General features: G+C 59.7%; 20 protein-coding genes and 4 tRNA genes. 18 read left to right on the top strand and 6 right to left on the bottom strand.

The annotated features are described in order from the left end of the window. The first annotated feature begins 126 nt into the window (after positions 1-126). The 10 genes from H097_RS09210 to pyrF all read left to right on the top strand — a co-directional run bounded on the left by H097_RS09210 (position 127) and on the right by pyrF (position 8972). Positions 127-1152 (top strand): NAD(P)H-dependent glycerol-3-phosphate dehydrogenase, encoded by a 1026-nt coding sequence (locus H097_RS09210; RefSeq protein WP_032859214.1) that lies wholly within the window; start codon positions 127-129, stop codon positions 1150-1152. Between the two features lie 10 nt (positions 1153-1162). Next, positions 1163-1510 carry a DUF4389 domain-containing protein gene (locus H097_RS09215; protein WP_032859216.1) on the top strand — a complete coding sequence of 116 codons (348 nt, stop codon included), beginning with the start codon at positions 1163-1165 and terminating at the stop codon, positions 1508-1510. Next, the gene (gene sixA / locus H097_RS09220; RefSeq protein WP_032859218.1) at positions 1507-1956 is read left to right on the top strand and encodes a phosphohistidine phosphatase SixA; all 450 of its coding nucleotides are present in this window, start codon (positions 1507-1509) and stop codon (positions 1954-1956) included. Before H097_RS09215 ends, sixA begins: the two co-directional genes overlap by 4 nt. Positions 1957-2130: 174 nt before the next feature. After that, the gene (locus tag H097_RS09225; protein ID WP_032859220.1) at positions 2131-3798 is read left to right on the top strand and encodes an AMP-binding protein; all 1668 of its coding nucleotides are present in this window, start codon (positions 2131-2133) and stop codon (positions 3796-3798) included. 30 nt (positions 3799-3828) lie between these two features. Then, complete coding sequence (locus H097_RS09230) at positions 3829-4272, top strand: hotdog fold thioesterase (RefSeq protein WP_032859221.1); 444 nt, start codon at positions 3829-3831, stop codon at positions 4270-4272. Between the two features lie 97 nt (positions 4273-4369). Then, entirely contained in the window at positions 4370-5173 is an 804-nt protein-coding gene (locus H097_RS09235) for an alpha/beta hydrolase (protein ID WP_032859223.1), read from the top strand. Then, the gene (locus H097_RS09240) at positions 5170-6024 is read left to right on the top strand and encodes an alpha/beta hydrolase (protein WP_032859224.1); all 855 of its coding nucleotides are present in this window, start codon (positions 5170-5172) and stop codon (positions 6022-6024) included. Before H097_RS09235 ends, H097_RS09240 begins: the two co-directional genes overlap by 4 nt. Before the next feature lie 102 nt (positions 6025-6126). After that, positions 6127-6945: a DUF4892 domain-containing protein gene (locus H097_RS09245; protein ID WP_032859226.1), complete on the top strand. Its 819-nt coding sequence runs from the start codon at positions 6127-6129 to the stop codon at positions 6943-6945. 72 nt (positions 6946-7017) lie between these two features. Continuing rightward, positions 7018-8079, top strand: coding sequence for an AI-2E family transporter (locus tag H097_RS09250; RefSeq protein ID WP_032859229.1), 1062 nt, complete (start codon positions 7018-7020; stop codon positions 8077-8079). 194 nt (positions 8080-8273) lie between these two features. Beyond that, positions 8274-8972 carry an orotidine-5'-phosphate decarboxylase gene (gene pyrF / locus H097_RS09255; RefSeq protein WP_029292743.1) on the top strand — a complete coding sequence of 233 codons (699 nt, stop codon included), beginning with the start codon at positions 8274-8276 and terminating at the stop codon, positions 8970-8972. Between the two features lie 119 nt (positions 8973-9091). On the opposite strand, the gene H097_RS09260 is transcribed toward pyrF, so the two are convergent. Next, positions 9092-10099: an NADP-dependent oxidoreductase gene (locus tag H097_RS09260; RefSeq protein ID WP_032859232.1), complete on the bottom strand. Its 1008-nt coding sequence runs from the start codon at positions 10097-10099 to the stop codon at positions 9092-9094. A 226-nt stretch (positions 10100-10325) separates the two neighbouring features. Between H097_RS09260 and H097_RS09265 the strand changes: the two genes are divergently transcribed. From H097_RS09265 to H097_RS09275, 3 genes are all read left to right on the top strand, one after another. Beyond that, positions 10326-11087, top strand: coding sequence for an SDR family oxidoreductase (locus tag H097_RS09265; RefSeq protein ID WP_032859235.1), 762 nt, complete (start codon positions 10326-10328; stop codon positions 11085-11087). A gap of 205 nt (positions 11088-11292) precedes the next feature. Beyond that, entirely contained in the window at positions 11293-12717 is a 1425-nt protein-coding gene (locus H097_RS09270) for a PLP-dependent aminotransferase family protein (protein ID WP_032859237.1), read from the top strand. A 114-nt stretch (positions 12718-12831) separates the two neighbouring features. After that, the gene (locus H097_RS09275; RefSeq protein ID WP_032859239.1) at positions 12832-14772 is read left to right on the top strand and encodes a methyl-accepting chemotaxis protein; all 1941 of its coding nucleotides are present in this window, start codon (positions 12832-12834) and stop codon (positions 14770-14772) included. On the opposite strand, the gene H097_RS09280 is transcribed toward H097_RS09275, so the two are convergent. Then, positions 14773-15585 (bottom strand): alpha/beta fold hydrolase, encoded by an 813-nt coding sequence (locus H097_RS09280; protein WP_032859241.1) that lies wholly within the window; start codon positions 15583-15585, stop codon positions 14773-14775. 119 nt (positions 15586-15704) lie between these two features. Continuing rightward, the gene (locus tag H097_RS09285; protein WP_032859244.1) at positions 15705-16475 is read right to left on the bottom strand and encodes a hypothetical protein; all 771 of its coding nucleotides are present in this window, start codon (positions 16473-16475) and stop codon (positions 15705-15707) included. Between the two features lie 358 nt (positions 16476-16833). Between H097_RS09285 and H097_RS09290 the strand changes: the two genes are divergently transcribed. The 5 genes from H097_RS09290 (at position 16834) to H097_RS09310 (ending at position 18113) form a co-directional block, all read left to right on the top strand. After that, positions 16834-16909, top strand: a tRNA-Glu gene (locus H097_RS09290). Positions 16910-16912: 3 nt separating this feature from the next. Beyond that, a tRNA-Gly gene (locus H097_RS09295) sits at positions 16913-16988 on the top strand. Positions 16989-17093: 105 nt separating this feature from the next. Beyond that, a tRNA-Glu gene (locus tag H097_RS09300) sits at positions 17094-17169 on the top strand. Positions 17170-17172: 3 nt separating this feature from the next. After that, positions 17173-17248, top strand: a tRNA-Gly gene (locus tag H097_RS09305). 250 nt (positions 17249-17498) lie between these two features. Further along, a complete protein-coding gene (locus tag H097_RS09310) occupies positions 17499-18113 on the top strand; it encodes a nitroreductase family protein (RefSeq protein ID WP_090290690.1) in 615 nt (204 codons plus the stop codon). Here H097_RS09310 and H097_RS09315 read toward each other — a convergent pair. From H097_RS09315 to H097_RS09325, 3 genes are all read right to left on the bottom strand, one after another. Continuing rightward, positions 18110-19054 (bottom strand): LysR family transcriptional regulator, encoded by a 945-nt coding sequence (locus H097_RS09315; RefSeq protein WP_065943524.1) that lies wholly within the window; start codon positions 19052-19054, stop codon positions 18110-18112. The genes H097_RS09310 and H097_RS09315 overlap by 4 nt on opposite strands. A gap of 124 nt (positions 19055-19178) precedes the next feature. Then, the gene (locus H097_RS09320) at positions 19179-20045 is read right to left on the bottom strand and encodes a LysR family transcriptional regulator (protein WP_032859247.1); all 867 of its coding nucleotides are present in this window, start codon (positions 20043-20045) and stop codon (positions 19179-19181) included. A 166-nt stretch (positions 20046-20211) separates the two neighbouring features. Further along, positions 20212-20742, bottom strand: coding sequence for a nuclear transport factor 2 family protein (locus H097_RS09325; RefSeq protein WP_206575972.1), 531 nt, complete (start codon positions 20740-20742; stop codon positions 20212-20214). Positions 20743-21016: the final 274 nt, after the last annotated feature.

The raw sequence follows: 21016 nt of genomic DNA on the forward strand, positions 1-21016 counted from the left end.
ATCGCAATTACTGTGGTCCATTCGGCCATTTTCCGACAATCGTGGGAAATCACAGAAGGGCTGGTCGCCGTCAGGTCGGCCCGTATAATGCCGCCATCGCCACTGGTATGGATTAACGGATTGCATATGACTGAACAGCGCCCAATTGCGGTCCTGGGAGGCGGAAGTTTTGGTACCGCCGTGGCTAATCTACTGGCTGAAAACGGCCATCAGGTGCGCCAGTGGATGCGCGATCCCGAACAGGCCGAGGCCATCCGGGTCAACCGGGAGAACCCGCGTTACCTCAAGGGTATCAAGATTCATGCGGCGGTCACGCCGGTCACCGACCTGCAGGCCACCCTGGATGACTGCGACCTATGCTTTGTCGCGTTGCCCTCCAGCGCCCTGCGCACGGTGTTGGCACCCCATGCCGAGCGGCTGGCGGGCAAGATGCTGGTCAGCCTGACCAAAGGCATCGAGGCCCAGACCTTCAAGCTGATGAGTGAAATTCTTGAGGAAATCGCGCCCCAGGCCCGTATCGGTGTGCTTTCCGGGCCGAACCTGGCACGCGAAGTGGCTGAACATGCCTTGACCGCGACCGTGGTCGCCAGTGAAGACGAGGCTTTGTGCGAGCGCGTGCAGGCGGTGCTGCATGGCCGTACCTTCCGGGTCTACGCCAGTGCCGACCGCTTTGGCGTGGAACTGGGCGGTGCGTTGAAAAACGTCTACGCCATCATCGCCGGCATGGCCGTGGCCCTGGGCATGGGCGAAAACACCAAGAGCATGCTGATCACTCGCGCCCTGGCGGAAATGACCCGCTTTGCGGTCAATCAGGGTGCCAACCCCATGACTTTCCTCGGCCTGGCCGGAGTCGGTGACCTGATCGTCACCTGTTCGTCACCCAAAAGCCGCAACTATCAGGTGGGTTTCGCCCTGGGCCAGGGCCTAAGCCTGGAAGACGCCGTCACCCGCCTCGGTGAAGTGGCCGAAGGGGTCAATACCCTCAAAGTACTGAAGGCCAAGGCCCAGGAAACCGGGGTCTATATGCCGTTGGTCGCCGGCCTGCACGCGATCCTGTTCGAAGGGCGCACCTTGAACCAGGTCATCGAGTTGCTGATGAGGGCCGAACCCAAGACCGATGTCGACTTTATTTCCACCAGTGGTTTCAACTGAGGAACGCGCGATGAACGATCCGAAAACAGCACCCAAGTATGAATCCATCGGCCTGCGCATCCTGTGGATGCTGGTGTTTGCCCTGGTATGGCAAGTGGCCCAGTTCCTCCTCGGGGCGTTGGTGGTGGTGCAGTTGATCTACCGCCTGATCTACGGCGCGCCGAACCTGGGCCTGATGAACTTTGGCGATAGCCTCAGCCAGTTCCTCGCCCAGGTTGGCCGTTTTGGCAGCTTCCACAGCGAGCAGAAACCCTGGCCCTTCGCCGACTGGCCAACCGCGCGCGCCCCGGAAGGCGAGGCCGCCCACAGCGTGCCGCCGGCCCCGCACCCGGTGCGTGATGAAGAGCCCAAGCTATGAAACTGTGGGTATTGCGTCACGGTGAAGCCGAGTCCCATGCGCCGAGCGATGCCCAGCGCAACCTGACCGAGCGTGGTCGCCAGGAGGCGTTGCATAGCGCTGCCCACCTGATCGGCGCTGACATCAAGGCCATCATCGCCAGCCCCTACGTGCGGGCGCAGCAGACCGCGCAACTGGTGCGTGAGGCGTTGGGCTTTGCTCCTGAAATTCGCACGGCTGCGTGGCTGACGCCGGATGGCAATCCGTTGCAAGTGCTGGAGAAACTCGACACCGATGACAATGTGCTGCTGGTCAGCCATCAACCCTTGGTGGGCAACCTGATCAGCTTTTTGCAGCACGGTCACCAGCGCCAGCCCCAGCCGATGCACACCGCCAGCCTGGCGGAGCTGGAAGGGGACTTTCCGTTGGCGGGGTTGATGAGCCTCAATAGCGTCAAAAACCCCTGATTTTTCAGGCACAACACAATCAAGCTGTGGGAGCGGGCCCTTTCCCAAATAAGTATTTTCCACCGTTTGATTGTGTTATGCCTGCAAGGAACTTGCAGTGCTCCTTTGTGCATGGAATAGTCAACCAAGCAAGTGCTTGGTTGGCTGCCATCTGAACACACAGGAGCGCGTCCCATGTCTGTCGCTTTTCGTTTGCCGCTGCAGGTCTTCTTTGAACGTGAGGCGCGCCATCCGCGCCAGCGCTTCCTGGTCCAGCCCATTGGTGGCGGCGAGGTGCAGACCCTCACCTGGGGCGAGGTCGGCCATCAGGCACGTTGCGCTGCCCATTGGCTGCGCGCTCGTGAACTGCCCCAGGGCTCGCACATTGCCCTGATCTCGAAAAACTGCGCGCACTGGATCATCGCCGACCTGGCGATCTGGATGGCCGGGCATGTCTCGGTGCCGCTGTATCCCAACCTTACCGCCGACTCCGTGGCCCATGTGCTGGAGCACTCCGAGGCGGCGTTGGTGTTTATCGGCAAGCTCGACGACTGGCCGGCCATGGCCCCGGGCGTCAAGGCCGGGCTTGCGACTATCAGCCTGCCGCTGTGCCCCGAGGGCCAGTTCGATTTCACCTGGGCCGACCTGCAAGCCTGCTCGCCGATCCAGGATGACCCTGCGCCGGCGGCCACAGATCTGGCCACCATCATCTACACCTCCGGCACCACCGGCTTGCCTAAAGGCGTGATGCACACCTTCGGCGGCCTGGGGTTTGCGGCGACCCGCGGCACCGAGCTGTTTGGCCTGGGGGAGGGCGACCGCCTGCTGTCCTACCTGCCGCTGTGCCATGTGGCCGAGCGCATGTTTGTCGAAATGGCCTCGATCTACACCGGGCAAACCGTGTTTTTTGCCGAAAGCCTCGACACGTTCCTCTCCGATCTCCAACGCGCCCGGCCCACGGCCTTGTTTGGCGTGCCGCGGATCTGGACCAAGTTCCAGATGGGCGTCTACGCAAAAATCCCGGAAAAACGCCTGGAATGGCTCTTGCGTCTGCCGTTTATCGGCAAGCGGGTTGGCCACAAAGTCCTCGCCGGCCTTGGGCTGGACGCGGTGCGGGTGGCCCTGTCCGGCGCCGCGCCAGTGCCCGAAGCGCTGCTGCGCTGGTACCTGCGCCTGGGCCTGGATGTGCTGGAGGTATATGGCATGACCGAAAGCTGTGGCTATTCCCATGTCTGTCGCCCCGGCCAGCAGAAGATCGGCTGGATCGGCCTGGCGTGCCCGGACGTGGAGGTGCGCATTGATCCGGCCGGCGAAGTCCAGGTGCGCAGCGGCGCGACCATGCTCGGCTACTTCAAGGACCCGCAGAAAACCGCCGAGACCCTCACCGAGGACGGTTTCCTGCGCACAGGTGACAAGGGCGAGCAGGATGGCGAAGGCCGCTTGCGCCTGACCGGGCGTCTCAAGGAGATCTTCAAGACCAGCAAGGGCAAGTACGTCGCCCCGGCGCCCATCGAAAACCGCCTGGCGGAGCATGGGCGCATCGAACAGGTGTGCGTGGTCGGTGATGGCCTGAGCGCACCGATGGGCTTGTGCGTACTGTCTGCGGTGGGCCTGCAGGAGGCCGCCAGCGAGGCCCGGCATTCATTGCACGGCAGCCTGGAGCGCTTGCTGGAGGAGGTCAACCAGGCGCTGGATAAACATGAGCGCTTGCGTCAACTGGTGGTAGTGAAAGACAGTTGGGCGGTGGAAAACGGCTTTCTGACGCCGACCCTGAAGATCAAGCGCAACGTCATCGAGTCAACCTACGGCCCACAGTTCCAGGCCTGGAGCACGCGCTCCGAGGCCGTGCTGTGGCAGGATTGAGCATTCAATAAAATCAATAAGGACACTGCAATGAGCCTGTGGCGCACCGTTCCCAACATCGAGCAAATCAACGCCAGACAGAAAAACACCATTGGTGAAATGCTGGATATCCGCTTCGAGAGCTTCGACGACGAATCCCTGACCGCGAGCATGGTGGTCGACCATCGCACCCATCAACCCTATGGGCTGCTGCACGGCGGGGCCTCGGTGGTGTTGGCCGAAACAGTGGGCTCCGTGGCCAGCTACCTGTGCATCGACGCCAGCAAGTTCTATTGCGTGGGTCTGGAAATCAATGCCAACCACTTGCGCGGCCTGCGTTCCGGGCGGGTGACGGCGGTGGCCCGGGCGATCCATATCGGGCGCACCACTCATGTCTGGGATATTCGCCTGACCAGCGACGAGGGCAAGGCCAGTTGCGTATCGCGCCTGACCATGGCCGTGGTGCCCCTGGGCGAAAACCCGCCGGCGCGATAGGCGTGGCGTGAGTGTCATCATTCCTGGCAGTTACAGTCATTGCTGTGGCGGCCGGGCATGGGGACAATCGATTTCTGTTTTGGATGATGGGCTGGTTATGTCGCAACATGTGTTTTTCACTCATGCCAATGGCTTCCCTTCGGCGACCTACGGCAAATTGTTCGACGCCCTGGCGCCGGAGTACGCGGTGGCGCACCTGTCGCAGCACGGTCACGATCCGCGGTTTCCGGTGGACGACAATTGGCAGAACCTGGTGGACGAGCTGATCCACCACCTGGAGCAGCAACCGGAGCCGGTGTGGGGCGTGGGCCATTCACTGGGTGGGGTGTTGCATTTGCACGCGGCCCTGCGCTGCCCGCAGTTGTATCGCGGGGTGGTAATGCTCGACTCGCCGGTGCTGACCCTTGCCGACCGTTGGGTGATTCGCGCGGCCAAGCGTTTTGGCTTGATTGATCGCCTGACGCCTGCTGGCCGCACCCTGGGCCGGCGCGAAGAGTTCTCCGACCTGGACGCCGCCCGCCAATATTTTTCCGGCAAGACGCTGTTTCGCGGGTTTGACCCCGAATGCCTGGAGGCCTACCTGCAACACGGCTTGCACCAGGTTGGCGATCGCCTGCGCCTGCGGTTTGACCCGGCAACCGAAATCAGTATTTACCGGGGCGTGCCGCATACCAGCCCTGGCCAGACTCGCCAATTGAAAGTGCCACTGGCCGTGGTGCGCGGTCGGCAGAGCCGGGTAGTGATGCGCCACCACGCCAGCGGCGTCGCGCGCCTGCCCATGGGCGAGATGCTGACTATGCCCGGCGGCCACATGTTCCCCCTTGAGCGTCCGCAGGACACGGCGGCCTTGATCAAGAACCTGTTTACCCGCTGGGAAGCCCGCGAGCGCAGCTGCGCATGACCACACCCGTCGAAGAAGTACGCCTGAGCCTGCCGCATATCGAGCTGGCGGCCCACCTGTTCGGCCCGGAAGACGGCCTGCCGGTGATAGCCCTGCATGGCTGGCTGGACAACGCCAACAGTTTCGCGCGCCTGGCGCCCAAACTGCAGGGCTTGCGCATTGTCGCCCTGGACATGGCCGGTCACGGCCACTCGGCCCACCGCCCGGCTGGCGCCGGTTATGCCGTGTGGGATTACGTGTTTGATGTGTTGCAAGTGGCCGAGCAACTGGGCTGGAAACGTTTTGCATTACTTGGCCACTCCCTCGGCGCGATTGTCTCTACGGTGTTGGCCGGGGCCTTGCCAGAACGTGTGACGCACCTGGGGTTGATCGACGGTGTGATCCCGCCGACTGCCACCGGCGAGAACGCCGCCGAGCGCCTGGGCATGGCCTTGCAGGCGCAAATCAATCTGCAAGACAAGCGCAAACCGGTGTACAGCACCCTCGACCGGGCCGTGGAGGCGCGGATGAAAGGCGTGGTCGCCGTCAGCCGCGAAGCCGCGGAACTCCTGGCCCAGCGCGGCTTGATGCCGGTGCCGGGCGGTTATACCTGGCGCAGCGACAGTCGCCTGACCCTGGCATCCCCGATGCGCCTGACGGAAGAACAGGCCATGGCCTTCGTGCGTCGGGTGGCGTGTCCTACGCAGTTGGTCGTTGCGCAAGAGGGCATGTTGGCCAAGCATCCCGAGTTGCTTGCGCAGCTTCCTTTCACTGTAACCACCCTTGCAGGTGGCCATCATTTGCACCTGAACGACGAGTCGGGGGCTGCTCTTGTTGCAGACTGTTTCAATCGGTTCTTCACCGCGCCTTGACTTGACGGGGTCAACTGTCGAGGCTGGGCGGATTGAAAGGGAGTCAACCATGAACAATCCGAATACCGCGAAGGCATCCACCGGCCAAGGCGCACCGATCCGATGAGTAGTGCCAAGGGAGTTATCCGTGTACTTGGGCTGTGCTGTATCAGCCCGTTGGTCTTCGCTGCCGATGTACCAGGGAGCCAGGATTTGCCCAGCGTAGTCCGTCAGGTGGATGCGCAGATTGTCGACTACCGGCCCGCCGAAGAAAAAGAACGCATCTACCCCATGGGCGCGATCCGCAAGATCAGCGGCCAGTTGCGTTACGAAGGCCAGGCCACGGCGCGTGGCCAAGTGACAGCCATTACCTATGAGTTGCCCGCCGAACACAGCTCCAGCGCGGCCTTCAAATCCACGCGTGAGGCATTGCAAGAGCAGGGTGCGCAGTTGCTGTTCTGGTGCCAGGCCCGCGATTGTGGCGAAAGCAGCCTCTGGGCCAATGAAGTGCTGGGTAATGCCAAGCTGGTCGGTGCCGATGGCCAGCAGGAATTCCTGCTGCTACGTCTCGCAGCCCCCCAGGACAATTCCCTGGTGGCGCTGTACGGCATCACTCGCGGCAATCGTCGGGCTTACCTGCATGTCGAACAAATGGACGCCAGTGCGCCACTGGGGCAATTGCTGCCGACCTCGGCCACGCTGCTGCGCGAATTGAAAAGCACCGGCGACCTGGATTTCCCCTTGTTGGGCACTGAGCCCGACACAACGTGGTTGACCCTGATTTCCCGTGGATTGAACCTCGATACTACCTTGCGGGTCAGTTTGAGCGGGCCCAACGCCGAAGCCTGGCGCCAGGGCCTGATCGACAAGGGCGTACGCGCGGCGCGATTGGAAACCGGCACGGGTGAGGCCAAGGGCCTGCATCTGCAAGTGATCCGCTGATCGTTCCAGGGCGAACGGACCCGTGCCGTTCGCCTAAGCTCTAGCTCTACAAACTTCTTTTCGAGAAACCACATGCTCAACAATGATCGCCTGCTGGTGCAGATCCTGCTCCTGGTGCTGTTTGGTGCCAGTTTCTGGGTGATGGCGCCGTTCTGGTCGGCGCTGTTCTGGGGCGCGGTGCTGGCATTTGCCAGTTGGCCGCTGATGCGCCTGTTGACCCGCGCCCTGGGCGGCCGCGAATCCTTGGCGGCCGGGATCCTGACCTTGGGCTGGATGTTACTGGTGGCGGTGCCGCTGGTGTGGTTGGGCTTCAACCTGGCCGACCATGTACGTGACGCCGTGACGCTGATCAAGGATGTGCAGGTCGATGGCTTGCCCGAAGCACCGACGTGGCTGGGTTCGATTCCCTTTGTCGGGGAACGGCTGGTGGGCATGTGGGACAGCATCGACCAGCAGGGCGCGGCCTTGATGGTCACGATCAAGCCGTACCTGGGACAGGTCGGCAACTGGTTGCTGGCCCGTAGCGCACAGATTGGCGGCGGCATCCTGGAACTGACCCTGAGCCTGGTGTTTGTGTTCTTTTTCTACCGCGATGGCCCGCGCCTGGCGATGTTCGTCCACCGTTTGCTGGAGCGCTTGATCGGTGAGCGTGCCGGTTACTACATCGACCTGGTGGCCGGTACGGTGCAGCGGGTGGTCAACGGTGTGATCGGCACTGCTGCCGCCCAGGCACTGCTGGCACTGATCGGCTTCCTGATCGCCGGAGTGCCCGGGGCGCTGGTACTGGGTATCGTCACCTTCCTGCTGAGCCTGATTCCCATGGGCCCGCCACTGGTCTGGATCCCGGCCACTGCCTGGCTGGCCTGGAAGGGCGATTACACCTATGCGGTGTTCCTCGGCGTCTGGGGCACATTCGTCATCAGCGGCGTGGACAACGTACTCAAACCGTACCTGATCAGCCGCGGCGGCAACCTGCCGTTGGTGATCGTGTTGCTGGGGGTGTTTGGTGGGTTGATTGCGTTTGGCTTTATCGGCTTGTTTATCGGGCCGACATTGTTGGCGGTGGCGTACAGCCTGTTGACGGATTGGAGTGCGAGCCAGGCGCAGGTGCGCCGGGAAGACAAGGCAGGCTGATCCCTTTAGGAGCCTGCAAGCCGGCTCTGACGGCCTTGAGGCTTGCGGTAAACGAATGTATCGGCTTTGAAATATTAGCCCGTTCTCCCTGTTAAATGAGCGCTTGCCGAGGATTTACCGATCATCGGATCCCGCAAAGCCGCTGCTTGCGCTACAATCCGCGCCGATTTCGACTTGCCTGAGAGCCCATTCCAATGTCCGTCTGCCAGACTCCTATCATCGTCGCCCTGGATTACCCCACCCGTGACGCCGCACTGAAGCTGGCTGATCAGTTGGACCCCAAGCTTTGCCGGGTCAAGGTTGGCAAGGAACTGTTCACCAGTTGCGCCGCAGAAATCGTCGGCACCTTGCGTGACAAGGGCTTCGAAGTATTTCTCGACCTGAAATTCCACGATATCCCCAACACTACCGCGATGGCGGTCAAGGCTGCTGCCGAAATGGGCGTGTGGATGGTCAATGTCCACTGTTCCGGTGGCCTGCGCATGATGGCCGCGTGCCGTGAAGTGCTGGAGCAACGCAGCGGTCCCAAGCCCTTGCTGATCGGTGTGACCGTGCTGACCAGCATGGAGCGTGAAGACCTGGCCGGTATCGGCCTGGATATCGAGCCTCAGGAGCAGGTCTTGCGCCTGGCGGCCCTGGCGCAGAAGGCCGGCCTCGATGGCCTGGTCTGCTCGGCGCTGGAAGCCCAGGCGTTGAAGGCCGCCCATCCGGCGCTGCAATTGGTGACTCCGGGGATTCGTCCAGCGGGCAGCGCCCAGGACGACCAGCGTCGTATCCTGACCCCGCGCCAGGCGCTGGATGCCGGTTCCGATTACCTGGTGATCGGTCGCCCGATCAGCCAGGCGGCTGACCCGGCCAAGGCCCTGGCGGCCGTGGTCGCCGAAATCGCCTGATGTCCTTGGGCTAAAAATGTGGGAGCTGGCTTGCCTGCGATAGCATCACCTCGGGGTTACTGAAAAACCGAGGCGTCTGCATCGCACGCAAGCCAGCTCCCACATTGGTTTGTGGTGTATCAGTTGACCTTCAGCACCAACTTGCCAAAGTTCTCGCCGTTGAACAGCTTCATCAGCGTCTCCGGGAATGTCTCCAGTCCTTCGACAATATCTTCCTTGCTCTTGAGCTTGCCCTGGGCCATCCAGCCGGCCATTTCCTGCCCGGCCGCGGCAAAGTTCGCCGCATGATCCATCACCACAAAGCCTTCCATGCGCGCCCGATTGACCAGCAGTGACAAGTAGTTGGCCGGGCCCTTCACGGCTTCCTTGTTGTTGTACTGGCTGATGGCTCCACAGATCACCACCCGCGCTTTCAACGCGAGGCGGCTGAGCACTGCGTCGAGGATATCGCCGCCGACGTTATCGAAATACACATCCACGCCTTTCGGGCATTCGCGCTTGAGGGCCGCCGGCACGTCTTCGCTCTTGTAGTCGATGGCCGCGTCGAACCCCAGTTCATCCACCAGAAACTTGCACTTGTCGGCGCCACCGGCAATCCCCACCACACGACAGCCCTTGATCTTGGCGATCTGCCCGGCAATGCTGCCCACCGCACCGGCGGCGCCGGAGATCACCACGGTATCGCCAGCCTTGGGCGCGCCGGTATCGAGCAGGGCGAAGTAGGCGGTCATGCCGGTCATGCCCAGCGCCGACAGATAACGCGGCAGCGGTGCCAGTTTCGGATCGACCTTGTAGAAACCACGCGGCTCGCCGAGGAAGTAATCCTGCACGCCCAGGGCACCATTGACGTAATCGCCGATCGCGAACTTCGGGTTGTTCGAGGCGATGACCTGGCCTACGCCCAGTGCACGCATGACTTCGCCGATGGCTACCGGCGGGATGTAGGATTTGCCTTCATTCATCCAGCCACGCATGGCCGGGTCGAGGGACAGGTATTCGTTGCGCACCAGCACCTGGCCATCTGCCAGGTTACCCACCGGCACTTCCTGATAGGTGAAGGTGTCCCGTGTGGCCGCGCCGACCGGGCGTTTGGCAAGCAGGAATTGGCGGTTGGTCTGGGCAGTCATGGCAAGGACTCTGGGTAAATGGACCTCAAGTGATAGACCTTCCAGGCCATGGGAGCAAGCTCGGCCGATCACTGCGAATGCTCGCCGATAGGCTGGGTTGATAGTGAGCCCAGCAGGCTTATCACTGCCACGCATGGGCGTCCAACCGGCCCTCTGATAGTGCTGACGCGCGGCGCTGGCTCCTGGCTATGCTGGGTCCAAAGGCATTCATCCAAGGATAATAAGCATGAGCATGACGTTTTCCGGCCAGGTTGCCCTGGTCACCGGCGCCGCCAACGGCATTGGCCGCGCCACGGCGCTGGCATTTGCCCAGGAAGGCTTGAAAGTGGTGGTCGCCGACCTGGATGTGGCGGGCGGCGAGGGTACGGTCGCGTTGATCCGCGAGGCAGGCGGCGAAGCGGTGTTCGTGCGCTGCAACGTCACCCTGGAGGCGGATGTACAACAACTGATGCAGCAGGTGTTGAACAGCTATGGTCGCCTGGACTATGCGTTCAACAATGCCGGCATCGAGATTGAACAGGGCAAGCTGGCTGACGGCACCCTGGACGAGTTCGACGCCATCATGGGCGTCAACGTCAAGGGCGTGTGGTTGTGCATGAAGTATCAGTTGCCATTGCTGCTGGCCCAGGGCGGTGGGGCGATCGTCAATACCGCATCGGTGGCCGGGTTGGGGGCTGCGCCGAAGATGAGCATTTATGCAGCGTCCAAGCATGCGGTGATCGGCCTGACCAAGTCGGCGGCCATCGAATATGCGAAAAAGAAAATCCGCGTCAACGCGGTGTGCCCGGCGGTGATTGACACGGACATGTTCCGCCGTGCCTATGAAGCCGATCCGCGCAAGGCCGAATTTGCCGCCGCCATGCATCCGGTCGGGCGTATTGGGACAGTCGACGAGATTGCCAGCGCGGTGCTCTATCTGTGCAGCGATGGTGCTGCGTTCACCACCGGTCATGCGTTGGCCGTAGATGGTGGTGCGACGGCTATTTAGGACCTGCTGCCCTGCGCCACTGAGAAAGTGATTTCGAGTGCTGTGGGGCGTTTCCGCAGGTGGCAAGATGCCCTGATTCATTGTGTTTCAATAGGTAAATATCTCAATAAAATCAATGATTTAATAAAAATATGAGCGAAGTGATCCTGACCTTCTGTGCTTAACTGTTTTGAGTTAAATGCCAAACAGTTGAAGGGGGTGGCTCATGGATTTAGGGATCAATCGACAAGCCCTTGTACCGGTGGTTCAGCAAATCGTCAGTGCCATTGCTGCGTGGATTCGGGAGAGCGGGGTCAGCCCTGGAACGCGCCTGCCTTCCATCCGGCAACTGGCCCATGACAACCTGCTCAGTCAATCCAGTGTGATCGAGGCCCTTGAGCGCATGGTGGCTGAAGGGGTGCTGGCCTCAAGAGCCGGCTCGGGGTTTGTGATCGCGGCACAACCGACTGCCAGCAGCTCACTGGCTGAGTGCCAGTGGTATGAGGGCGCGGAGCGCAGGTGGGGGGCCTTTACCGATAACCAGTTGGGCGAATTGAAGCTGGGGTGCGGTTGGCTGCCGGACTCCTGGCGTGAAGCGGATGACATCAGCTACGCGATTCGCGAAATCAGCCGCACCGATACCGCAGGGGTTTTCAACTACAGCACGCCCCTGGGGTTGCCGGTGTTGCGTGAACAGTTGCACAAACGCCTGGCCCAGATTCAGGTAGCCAGCAGCGCCGAGCGGATCCTCACCACCCACGGTGCCAGTCATGCCCAGGATTTGTTGATACGCACCTTGCTCAAGGCTGGCGACACAGTGGTGGTTGAAACGCCTGGCTACGGCAACTTGTATCGTCAGTTGGCTTTTCATGGTGTCAGGTTGCTGGAGGTCCCCAGGACCCGCAGCGGCCCGGATATTCAAACCCTGGAAACGCTTTTGGTCAGCCACCACCCCAAGTGCCTGTTCATCAACAGCCTCTACCACAACCCGACTGGCACCAGCCTTTCACGCGGGGTGGCCGAGCGCCTGTTGCACCTGGCCAGCACCCACGACTTCCTGATTGTCGAGGAAGATGTCTATGGCGACCTGCAACACGCTTCCTGTATCCGGCTGGCGGCGCTGGCCCATGATGATCGGGTCATCTATGTTTCAAGCTTTTCCAAGACCCTGAGCAGCGCCCTGCGGGTCGGCTATCTGACCGCCAGCACGGCGCTTATCAGCCAGGTGCTCAAGCTCAAGACCTTGACGGGCATGGGCACCTCACGCTTCGCCGAAGCCATGGTGGCCAGCCTCTTGGCCAATGGCACCTACCGCAAATGGGTGCAACGCCTGCGCCGACGGTTGAGCGCGGAGATGGCGAAGACCTTGCAGGCGCTGGAGGACGAAGAGTGGGAAGTCTTTGCAGTGCCAGCGGGCGGCATGTTTGTTTGGGCGCGCCCAGGGCCAGGGGGTGGCTCAAGGTTGCACGCACGGGCCCGACAGCTTGGGGTCTTGCTGTCTTCCGGGGAGCTGTTCAGCCCGACTGGCGAGCATGCTGACTGGCTACGGATCAATGTGGCCTACGCCTGCGATCATCGGGCCTTGGCGTTGTTCAAGGCCATGGGGCCTGCGGGATCGACCTCCACCATTCTGAAAACGACGGGGATGTAGCTTTTTGCCATTATTGTGCTGGCAATGACTTGTGCTCCGGGGGGTGTCGTTGCGAATCTCGTTGCATGCAAACCCGGCCTGCCGGGATTCGCCACGCCAAGAGGGTTAAGCGTAATGATTTCGGCCGTGCAACGACGATTTGCCAATCTTGGGTTGGCCCGGAAACTGGCGCTGGGCTTTGCCCTGGTCTTGCTGTTGACTGCCTTGGTGGCGGCGATTGGCGTGTGGTCCCTGCAAAGCGTTGGCCAGCGTTTTGTGGGGCTCAAGGGCATGTCCTCGCTCAATCAGGGGCTGCTGAACGTGCGCTTGATCGAGCAGGAGTATGCGTTGCGCACCGATGCCAAGTCGGTCGAGACCCTGCATGAACGGGTCGACAGCCTGGTGGCCGAAGCCCTGGCACTCGACATGACCGAGGTCGAGCAGGCGTTGGGTGCCTATCGCAAGGCGTTTGACGAGTTTGTCGAGCTGACCCAGGCCAAGGACCTGGCACTGGAAATGGCCAGTTGGTCGGTGTCCAGCGTCGCCAATAACCTTGATGTCTTGCAGGCCGGCCTGGCCGACGACGGGGCCTATGGCCTCAAGGAAAGCCAGGGCAGGGAGGGCGGCGAGTTTATCGAGCAGGCCGGGCAGGTGGGGCAGGTCTCGCGACTGATGTTGCAAGCCATGAATGAAGCGCGGGTGCGCCTGGACCAAAGCCGCAAGGGTGATGAGGACAGTGCCGGGCAGGGCCGCATCGAACAGGCTGACCAGGCCCTGGCCCAGGCCGAGCAACTGAAGACCCTGGTCAAGGACCCTGGCTATCAGACCGTGCTCAATGAAGTGGTTGGGCATATCGGCGCCTTCAGCGAAAAACTCACCGAATACACCGGCCTGCTGGCCCAGGAGAAAATCGTCTACCAGCAGTTGCATGAGCGGGCGGCGCAGGTGGTGTCACAGGTCAACCAGGCCTATGCGACGCAGGACCAGTCGATGCAGGCGCAGTTGGCCAAGAGCAGCCTGCTGATCATTGTTTCATCGGCCCTGGCCTTGTTGGTGGGGGTGATTGCGGCGTGGGTGATTACCCGGTTGATCGTCATGCCGCTACGCAGCGTGATTGCCGTGGCCCGGCAGATTGCCGCAGGGGATCTCAGCGGGCGCATGGAGATGAGCCGACAGGACGAGATGGGCCAATTGATGCAGGCGATGCAGCAGATGGGCGGTGGCCTGAGCAACATGGTTAGCGGGTTGCAGGCTGGGATTGAGCAGTTGGCCAGCTCGGCCCAGTCGCTGTCCAGCGTGACCGAGCAGACGAATATCGAAGTCAGCAGCCAGAAAGAAGAGACCGAGCAAGTCGCCACCGCCATGAACCAGATGGCCGCCACGGTGCACGATGTGGCTCGCAATGCCGAGCAGGCCGCGCAAGCGGCACAGACCGCCGACGATAAAGTCGACAGCGGCCAGCAGGTGGTACGCCAGAGCTTGCAGCGCATCGAGTTGCTGGCCAGTTCGGCGACATCCGCCAGCTCCAGCATCGAGAGCCTGAGTGCCGAGATCCAGAACATCGGCAGCGTGTTGGAGGTGATCAAAAGCGTCGCCGAGCAGACCAACCTGTTGGCGCTCAACGCGGCCATCGAGGCGGCACGCGCCGGCGAGCAGGGGCGAGGTTTCGCGGTGGTCGCCGATGAAGTGCGTGCATTAGCCAGGCGCACCCAGCAATCGACGGAGGAAATCGAACGTCTGGTCAGCACCTTGCGCAGTGCTGCACAGTCTTCAGTGCGGGATATCCAGCACAGCGGCGAGCTGGTGAAACTGGCCGTCAGTGATGCCCTGGAAACCGAAAGCGCCTTGGGCAGCATTGCGGCGGCGGTCTCGCTGATTCAGCAGATGAACCAACAGATCGCGGCTGCGGCCGAGCAGCAGAGTTCAGTGGCCGAAGAGATTAACCGCAGCGTCACCAGCATTCGCACGAGTGCCGATCAATCGGCGCTGAGTATGCAGGGCAACGCTGCATCGAGTGTCGAGCTGGCGCAGTTGGGCGCGCAGCTCAAGGGCATGGTGGGGCACTTTCGTCTGTGATCAGGTGTGAGTGGCCAGGAAGGTCAGCAGCGCCCCGTTGACGAACTCGGGGTTTTCCCTGCTGGAGATATGCCCAGCGTCCGGGATCAACACCCATGGGCAGCCGATCAGCTCGGCCATTTCCTTGGTTTCTGCAGGTGGGCGCGGCTGGTCCTCGTTGCCGCACATCACCAGCGTGGTGTCGGCAGGCAGGCGGCACAACCCTTCCAGCGCATCCTCGCGACCGAAGATCAGGCGGCCCAGGGGAACAATGCTGTCGAGAAGGCGCTCCCTGGGGAATTCGCGCAGGGACTGACGGAAGTCCTGATACAGCGCGCAGGTGGGGTCGATGCCGGGACGAAAGAAGATCGGCACGATGATATCCAGCAGCGGCTCGGGGATAGCGCCAGCGGCCTCGATTGCATTGAGCAGGGCGAAGTATTTTTCGCGGGTCGCGTCGGGCTCTGCGCCCAGGTAAGTGTCCATCAGCACCAGGCTGTTGATCCGCTCGGGTGCCAGTAGCGCCAGCGGGGCGCCCCACATGCCGCCTACCGATAAACCGACCAGGTTGACCTTGGCGATATTCAGGTGGTCCAGCAGTGACAGCATCTGGCGCGCCAGATCGTTTATGGAGCGGGTCTGGGATGGCAGTGGCCCGGATTTACCGTGGCCCCACAACTCGGGAACAATCACCCGGTAGTGTTGTGACAGGGCCTCGATCTGCGGCGCCCACATCTGGTGGTCCCACAGGTAGCTCTGCCCAAGCAGGACAGCCGGACCGCAGCCTTGGTCCACGTAGTGCAAGGGTTGATCATCAATGACGACAATAGGCATAGCGGGCCTCGTTCGTTAAAAGAAGCGCTATTTTCTACGCGAATGTCAGGGGCGGCGATAGGTGCAGAATGATGGCAACGGATGCAGAAAATGCACCCGTCAGTCCAGTGCAGGAGGGATCAATCGTAGATGACTTTCTTTTTCCATTCGGCATCCGCGTCATCGGCTTTCAAGCCTTCGGTCAGCTCATTGACCTCTTCTGCGGTTTGCTGGCTGTTGGTCAGCACCATGGAGTTGGCGCGTGCCAATTGTTTCTCCAAAAGTTGCAAGTGCTGGCTGTAGGTCGCCGGTTCAGGCTGCTTGCGCAGGTACTGCACACCGCGTTCGAACGCCAGGCGTGCCTGGCCGGGTTGCGCCTGTTGCAGGGCGTGCTGGCCCAGATTGTTGAAAAACTCGATATGCAGCAGCACCAGCAGGTGGCGGATTTCACGGATCCAGTGCTTGGCCTCATTGGTCGGCAAAAAACCGTCCTGGGCGGCACGGGTGACTTGACCGTGCAGCGCTTCCAATAAGAAGCGCACATCCTTGGCCTTGGCTTCGGTCTGGATCGGCCCCGGCGGGTTGTTCACCGGAATCGATTCGCCCTGGCCAACCAGTGTTTCCAGTTCGGCAATACGCGCCTTGATGGTTGCGCTGGATTTGTTGAGGTGGAGCATGCGTTGGTTGACGTTCAGTTCCAGGCGGGTCAGCAGCAGTTTGAGCTGCGGTGTCATCAATTGACCGGGGAACGTCTCGGTGATCTCTCCGCAGCGCCGCAGCCGGTCGTTGAGCTCAATCTGGGCCCGGGCCTTTTCCAGTTTGTTGTTTTCCACCACATGGTTCATGTAGCCAATGGCGATCAGTATTACGATCCCGGCTATTACCAGCAGGGTGATCATGAGTGGTGTCACCGGTGTGACCTCTTTATGGGATGTGCGTTGAAGTGTAGTGATTGGCGCATGCGGCGGATAGGACTCTTCGACGAGATGAGTCAGTGCTTTCCTCTATATAGATAGGCTTTGCCTGAGTAGATGCACATTGCCATCATTTGCCGGCGGGGACTATAACGTCTTGTCGGGCGTCAGAATATAGGCGTCAAAGCCTGGACAGCGAGAAACCCTGACGGTGCTTGTAAAGCAGGGCGAAGTCATTGATTTAAATAAATTTATCCTTGGGGGTTGACGACCTTTCAATCCATCCATAGAATGCGCGCCACTTACAGCGTAAAGCACACAGCGAAACGCGGTAGGGAGTGAATGTTGTACGTGTGTCCCCTTCGTCTAGTGGCCTAGGACACCGCCCTTTCACGGCGGTAACAGGGGTTCGAGTCCCCTAGGGGACGCCATTTGCGGGAATAGCTCAGTTGGTAGAGCACGACCTTGCCAAGGTCGGGGTCGCGAGTTCGAGTCTCGTTTCCCGCTCCATTTTTAAACAGTGTGGCTTTCGGGCGGCACTGAGTGAAACCAGGACCAAGTCTTCGGACAAGGCCTCTGGGCACTGGAATACACACCATGTGTTTCAGTTAGCGTGTCCCCTTCGTCTAGTGGCCTAGGACACCGCCCTTTCACGGCGGTAACAGGGGTTCGAGTCCCCTAGGGGACGCCATTTGCGGGAATAGCTCAGTTGGTAGAGCACGACCTTGCCAAGGTCGGGGTCGCGAGTTCGAGTCTCGTTTCCCGCTCCATATTCAACAAAAACGCCGATCAGTGATGATCGGCGTTTTTGTTTGTCTGCGATTTATGGCTGGCGGGCTCAAACGGCTGGTCAATGGTTCGATAAACCCGAATGAGCCTCTGATTCATGGGAGGCCGCATCTCACTGGTGAGTATTCTCATGGAGTCGCTCGGGGGTGGATTATGACTGGCCGTAAGTGCGGTCACTTTAACGTGGCGGCTTGCGGGTCTATCGCGTCATAACAGCCAATGGGAAGTGTCATGAAAAATGTTAGCGAATTGATCGAAAGCCGAATCTCAGCGAATGCGTTCGATACGAGCCGTCGGCTCTCGGATGAGCAAATCGAAGAGTTGGTTCGTCTCGCCACGCTGGCCCCTTCATCATTCAATGCGCAAAACTGGAAAGTGATTGCCGTGCGCACGGCCGAGGCCAAGCAGCGCTTGAAAAAAGTTGCTTATGAGCAGCCAAAAATCGCCGAGGCGGCCGTTACCTTTATCATCTGCGGAACGCTGGCCCCACACAAAGGCTTGCCGGATGCTCTGCTGCCATCGGTTGAACAAGGCATTATCGAGCGTTCGGTTTTCGACACTTGGGTTGCCATGGCCAATGGGATGTACGAAGGCAATGAGGTGTTTCAGCGTGATGAAGCCATTCGCTCGGCATCACTGTGTGCAATGACCTTGATGCTGGCAGCGCAGGGGCAAGGGCTGGCTTCAGGCCCGATGATCGGCTTTGACCCGGCCGGAGTTGCCCGTGAGTTCCAACTGGCTTCGTCCGAAGTGCCTGTGATGCTGATTGCTGTCGGCTATGCACTGGCTGAAAACTGGCCACAAAAACCGCGCAAGGCCCTCAAGCAAGTACTGACTCTGGTCTAACAGCCAACACGCTCACGGGTTGTTGATTCAGCCTGTGGGTGTGTGACGGGTGACGGTTGAGCCAAAGAAGGGCACCAGTGCTGCAAATACTCCTGGCAGAAGTCCAGGTAGACGCGCACCAGTCGCGAAGGGTGACGGTGAGACTGATAGAGCAAATGCACAGGGTTTTCTGGCATTGGGTAGTTGTCCAGCACTGACCGCAGGCTGCCTTCTTTAATGGCCTGTACCGCCAGAAAGGGGGGTAGTTCGGTAATGCAGTCGCCATTAAGTGCGCAGTTGCGCAGGTGCAGGTAGTTGTTTGTCGTAACGATGGCAGCAGGTTCGAGAGTCTGGTTACCCAGGGTCCACTGGCTGCGCGTGCTGGAGTCTTTTGACCAGGTTGCACAAGGAAACCTGAGCAGGTCATCAGGTATATGAGGTTCGCCCAGACGCTCAAGCAGGGCTGGACTGGCAACGAGTTGATGTCGATAGCTGATCATATAGCGTGCAATCAACGTATCTTGTTCAATGGCGCCAACGCGAAGCGCTACATCAATACCTTCGGCGATAAGGTCCATGCGTTGCTCCGTAAAGTAAACCGCCAGCTCTATTTGCGGATAACGCCGTTGGAAGTCGCGCAGCAATTGCCCCCAGGGTTCAAATGCGACGGGAAGTGCCACTCTCAGGCGGCCCCTGAGTTCGTCCTGATCACTTATCAGCGCTGATTTACCTTGCGCAAAGGCTTCTATGCCGCGGCTGGCATACTCATAGAGTTTCTCTCCAGCCTGAGTCAACCTTGTGCCCCGCATAGAGCGCTGCAGGAGTTGCACGTTCAATTCATGTTCCAGCTCACGAATGCGTCGACTTAAGGTTTGCAGTGGAATGTCCAGATGGATGGCGGCAGCTGACAGGCTTCCCATCTGGGCGACAGCCACGAACATTTGTATCGCGTTGAGATCCATCGTCACCTCTCTTATCGTTATCTGAGGTCTTGACCATGGCAGATGTTGATCGTTGCATCGCTCTGGCTGAAAAACATCAATACCTTCTGGCTTGCCATCTCGTCCTGCCCGCAGGTGCGGGCAGTTACATGAGGCGCTTTACATGTAGCAGAGCAAAGTTCAGGTAGGTTCGCACGAGGTTGGATGGATGCCGGTGCGATGGATAAAGCAGATTGATCTCCATTTCCGGGAAGGGGTGCTTTTCCAGGAGCACGACTAATTGCTTGTTCCTTATCGCCTCCATGGCCATGAACGGTGGTAACTCGGTTACCAGGTCCCCGGCCAGCGCTCGGGTGCGTAAATGAGCATAATCGTTGGTTGCTATTATGGGGTCTGGCTTGAATGCCTCTTTGCCGAGTTGCCAGGTAGCCGTAGCGTCCTGGCTCCAGGCGCCGCAGGGATAATTGTGTAAGTCCGCGACTTTATCGGGCATGCCTGAACGCGTCAGCAGGGTGGGAGAAGCGACGAGGATGTGGCGATAGGCCAACATCCGGCGAGCCACCATGGAGTCATGGGTAATAGGACCGATGCGCATGACCACATCAATGCCATCTTCGATCATGTCAATCCGCCTGTCGCTGGTATAGACCTGCAACTGGATGTTTGGATAGCACTGCTGAAACGCCGACAACACTTCCCACCAGGGCTCCAGCGATGGGGGAAGCGAAAGCCGTAAGCGCCCCCTGAGTTGTGCCTGGTCGCTGATCAGGGCCCGTTCGCCATCGACCAGCATTTCCAGCCCTCGGCTGGCGTGTTCGTACAGCCGTGTGCCCGCGTCGGTGAGGCGCGTGCCATGGACCGAGCGCTCCAGCAACTGCACTTGCAATACACGTTCTAGTTCCCGGATTCGCCGGCTGAGTGTTGCGAGTGGCATTTCCAGGCGCTCGGCCGCGGCCGTGAAGCTGCCACATTTGGCAGTGGTGACAAACATTCGAATGGCATTGAGGTCCATGGTGCTACTTCTATTCTCTGAGTGCAGTCTTGACCGTAAAGACATTGTTTGTTGTGGTGCAGTTAAAGGCTGTACCAAGAGGGAAGGTTTAAAAAGGGGCAGGCTTGTGGAACGGGGTGTGAAGGTGGGTTCGCACCCCGTTAGTACACTTTTATGCTGTTCGAAATTAACCTTCGCCCTGTATGGGGTCAGTGTTAAACGTATACAAGACAATCTTCCAACCTTGGCTGGTTTTGTTGAGCACGAAAACTTCGCGGTTCAGGTCAGTGACAGGCTTGCCATTCTCCATAACGGTCGCACCTTTATGGTGATGTGTACGGATGACCGCCGCATCGCCATACAGGTTAATTGCGTCATAGGCGAAGACGGTTTTGAATTTGGCTATTTTAAATAATGCATCGTAGCCTTCGGTCTTTTGCTGGGCGGTCGTATAGGTAGGCTTGTTATTCCACTCTGCAACGCTGTCGGCGGCAAACAAACTTACTATTTTTTTGGTGTTGCCTTCGTTCAGTGCTTGCTCATATTGGCGGACGACATTGTAGGCTTCTTGTTGCACGCTCTTTATTTGCGGATCACTGGAGTACGGCAGTGCATCATTGCCTTCTGCCGCGGTTGCGCTGGCGGCGGTGAAGAAGGTAAAGGCGCTGGTCATGGCTAATGTAAGAAGCTGGCTGCGAATCAGATTTGTTGTTTTCATGCATTCCCTCTACAGGTGTTTCGTGTGGCATTGATTACGAAGTTGTAATGTAGGCATCGGTCAATGCACTACTGGCCGCCAGTGGCAAACAGTGATTGTCATGTCGCTGGTGTCAGTATCCTGCCTTACTTTTATCCCAGGATGAACTGTCAGGGATGATAGGGAGCCATCTATAAATGAGAGGATGTTGTTTTGCAGCGAGAAAGTGTTTGCGCTTCAATACTGTTTCTCTTGGAAGGTCCTGTGCTGTTTTGTTTAAAGGGTTCGGGTTTTA

It is taken from the genome of Pseudomonas sp. FH4 (genome assembly GCF_000510915.2).
GTDB lineage: Bacteria > Pseudomonadota > Gammaproteobacteria > Pseudomonadales > Pseudomonadaceae > Aquipseudomonas > Aquipseudomonas brenneri.

What these genes read in the sequence shown, in the direction of transcription:
- H097_RS09210 (WP_032859214.1), top strand. Translation starts at nt 127, where the DNA reads ATGACTGAACAGCGCCCAATTGCGGTCCTGGGAGGCGGAAGTTTTGGT.
- H097_RS09215 (WP_032859216.1), top strand. Translation starts at nt 1,163, where the DNA reads ATGAACGATCCGAAAACAGCACCCAAGTATGAATCCATCGGCCTGCGC.
- sixA (WP_032859218.1), top strand. Translation starts at nt 1,507, where the DNA reads ATGAAACTGTGGGTATTGCGTCACGGTGAAGCCGAGTCCCATGCGCCG.
- H097_RS09225 (WP_032859220.1), top strand. Translation starts at nt 2,131, where the DNA reads ATGTCTGTCGCTTTTCGTTTGCCGCTGCAGGTCTTCTTTGAACGTGAG.
- H097_RS09230 (WP_032859221.1), top strand. Translation starts at nt 3,829, where the DNA reads ATGAGCCTGTGGCGCACCGTTCCCAACATCGAGCAAATCAACGCCAGA.
- H097_RS09235 (WP_032859223.1), top strand. Translation starts at nt 4,370, where the DNA reads ATGTCGCAACATGTGTTTTTCACTCATGCCAATGGCTTCCCTTCGGCG.
- H097_RS09240 (WP_032859224.1), top strand. Translation starts at nt 5,170, where the DNA reads ATGACCACACCCGTCGAAGAAGTACGCCTGAGCCTGCCGCATATCGAG.
- H097_RS09245 (WP_032859226.1), top strand. Translation starts at nt 6,127, where the DNA reads ATGAGTAGTGCCAAGGGAGTTATCCGTGTACTTGGGCTGTGCTGTATC.
- H097_RS09250 (WP_032859229.1), top strand. Translation starts at nt 7,018, where the DNA reads ATGCTCAACAATGATCGCCTGCTGGTGCAGATCCTGCTCCTGGTGCTG.
- pyrF (WP_029292743.1), top strand. Translation starts at nt 8,274, where the DNA reads ATGTCCGTCTGCCAGACTCCTATCATCGTCGCCCTGGATTACCCCACC.
- H097_RS09260 (WP_032859232.1), bottom strand. Translation starts at nt 10,099, where the DNA reads ATGACTGCCCAGACCAACCGCCAATTCCTGCTTGCCAAACGCCCGGTC.
- H097_RS09265 (WP_032859235.1), top strand. Translation starts at nt 10,326, where the DNA reads ATGAGCATGACGTTTTCCGGCCAGGTTGCCCTGGTCACCGGCGCCGCC.
- H097_RS09270 (WP_032859237.1), top strand. Translation starts at nt 11,293, where the DNA reads ATGGATTTAGGGATCAATCGACAAGCCCTTGTACCGGTGGTTCAGCAA.
- H097_RS09275 (WP_032859239.1), top strand. Translation starts at nt 12,832, where the DNA reads ATGATTTCGGCCGTGCAACGACGATTTGCCAATCTTGGGTTGGCCCGG.
- H097_RS09280 (WP_032859241.1), bottom strand. Translation starts at nt 15,585, where the DNA reads ATGCCTATTGTCGTCATTGATGATCAACCCTTGCACTACGTGGACCAA.
- H097_RS09310 (WP_090290690.1), top strand. Translation starts at nt 17,499, where the DNA reads ATGAAAAATGTTAGCGAATTGATCGAAAGCCGAATCTCAGCGAATGCG.
- H097_RS09315 (WP_065943524.1), bottom strand. Translation starts at nt 19,054, where the DNA reads ATGGATCTCAACGCGATACAAATGTTCGTGGCTGTCGCCCAGATGGGA.
- H097_RS09320 (WP_032859247.1), bottom strand. Translation starts at nt 20,045, where the DNA reads ATGGACCTCAATGCCATTCGAATGTTTGTCACCACTGCCAAATGTGGC.
- H097_RS09325 (WP_206575972.1), bottom strand. Translation starts at nt 20,742, where the DNA reads ATGAAAACAACAAATCTGATTCGCAGCCAGCTTCTTACATTAGCCATG.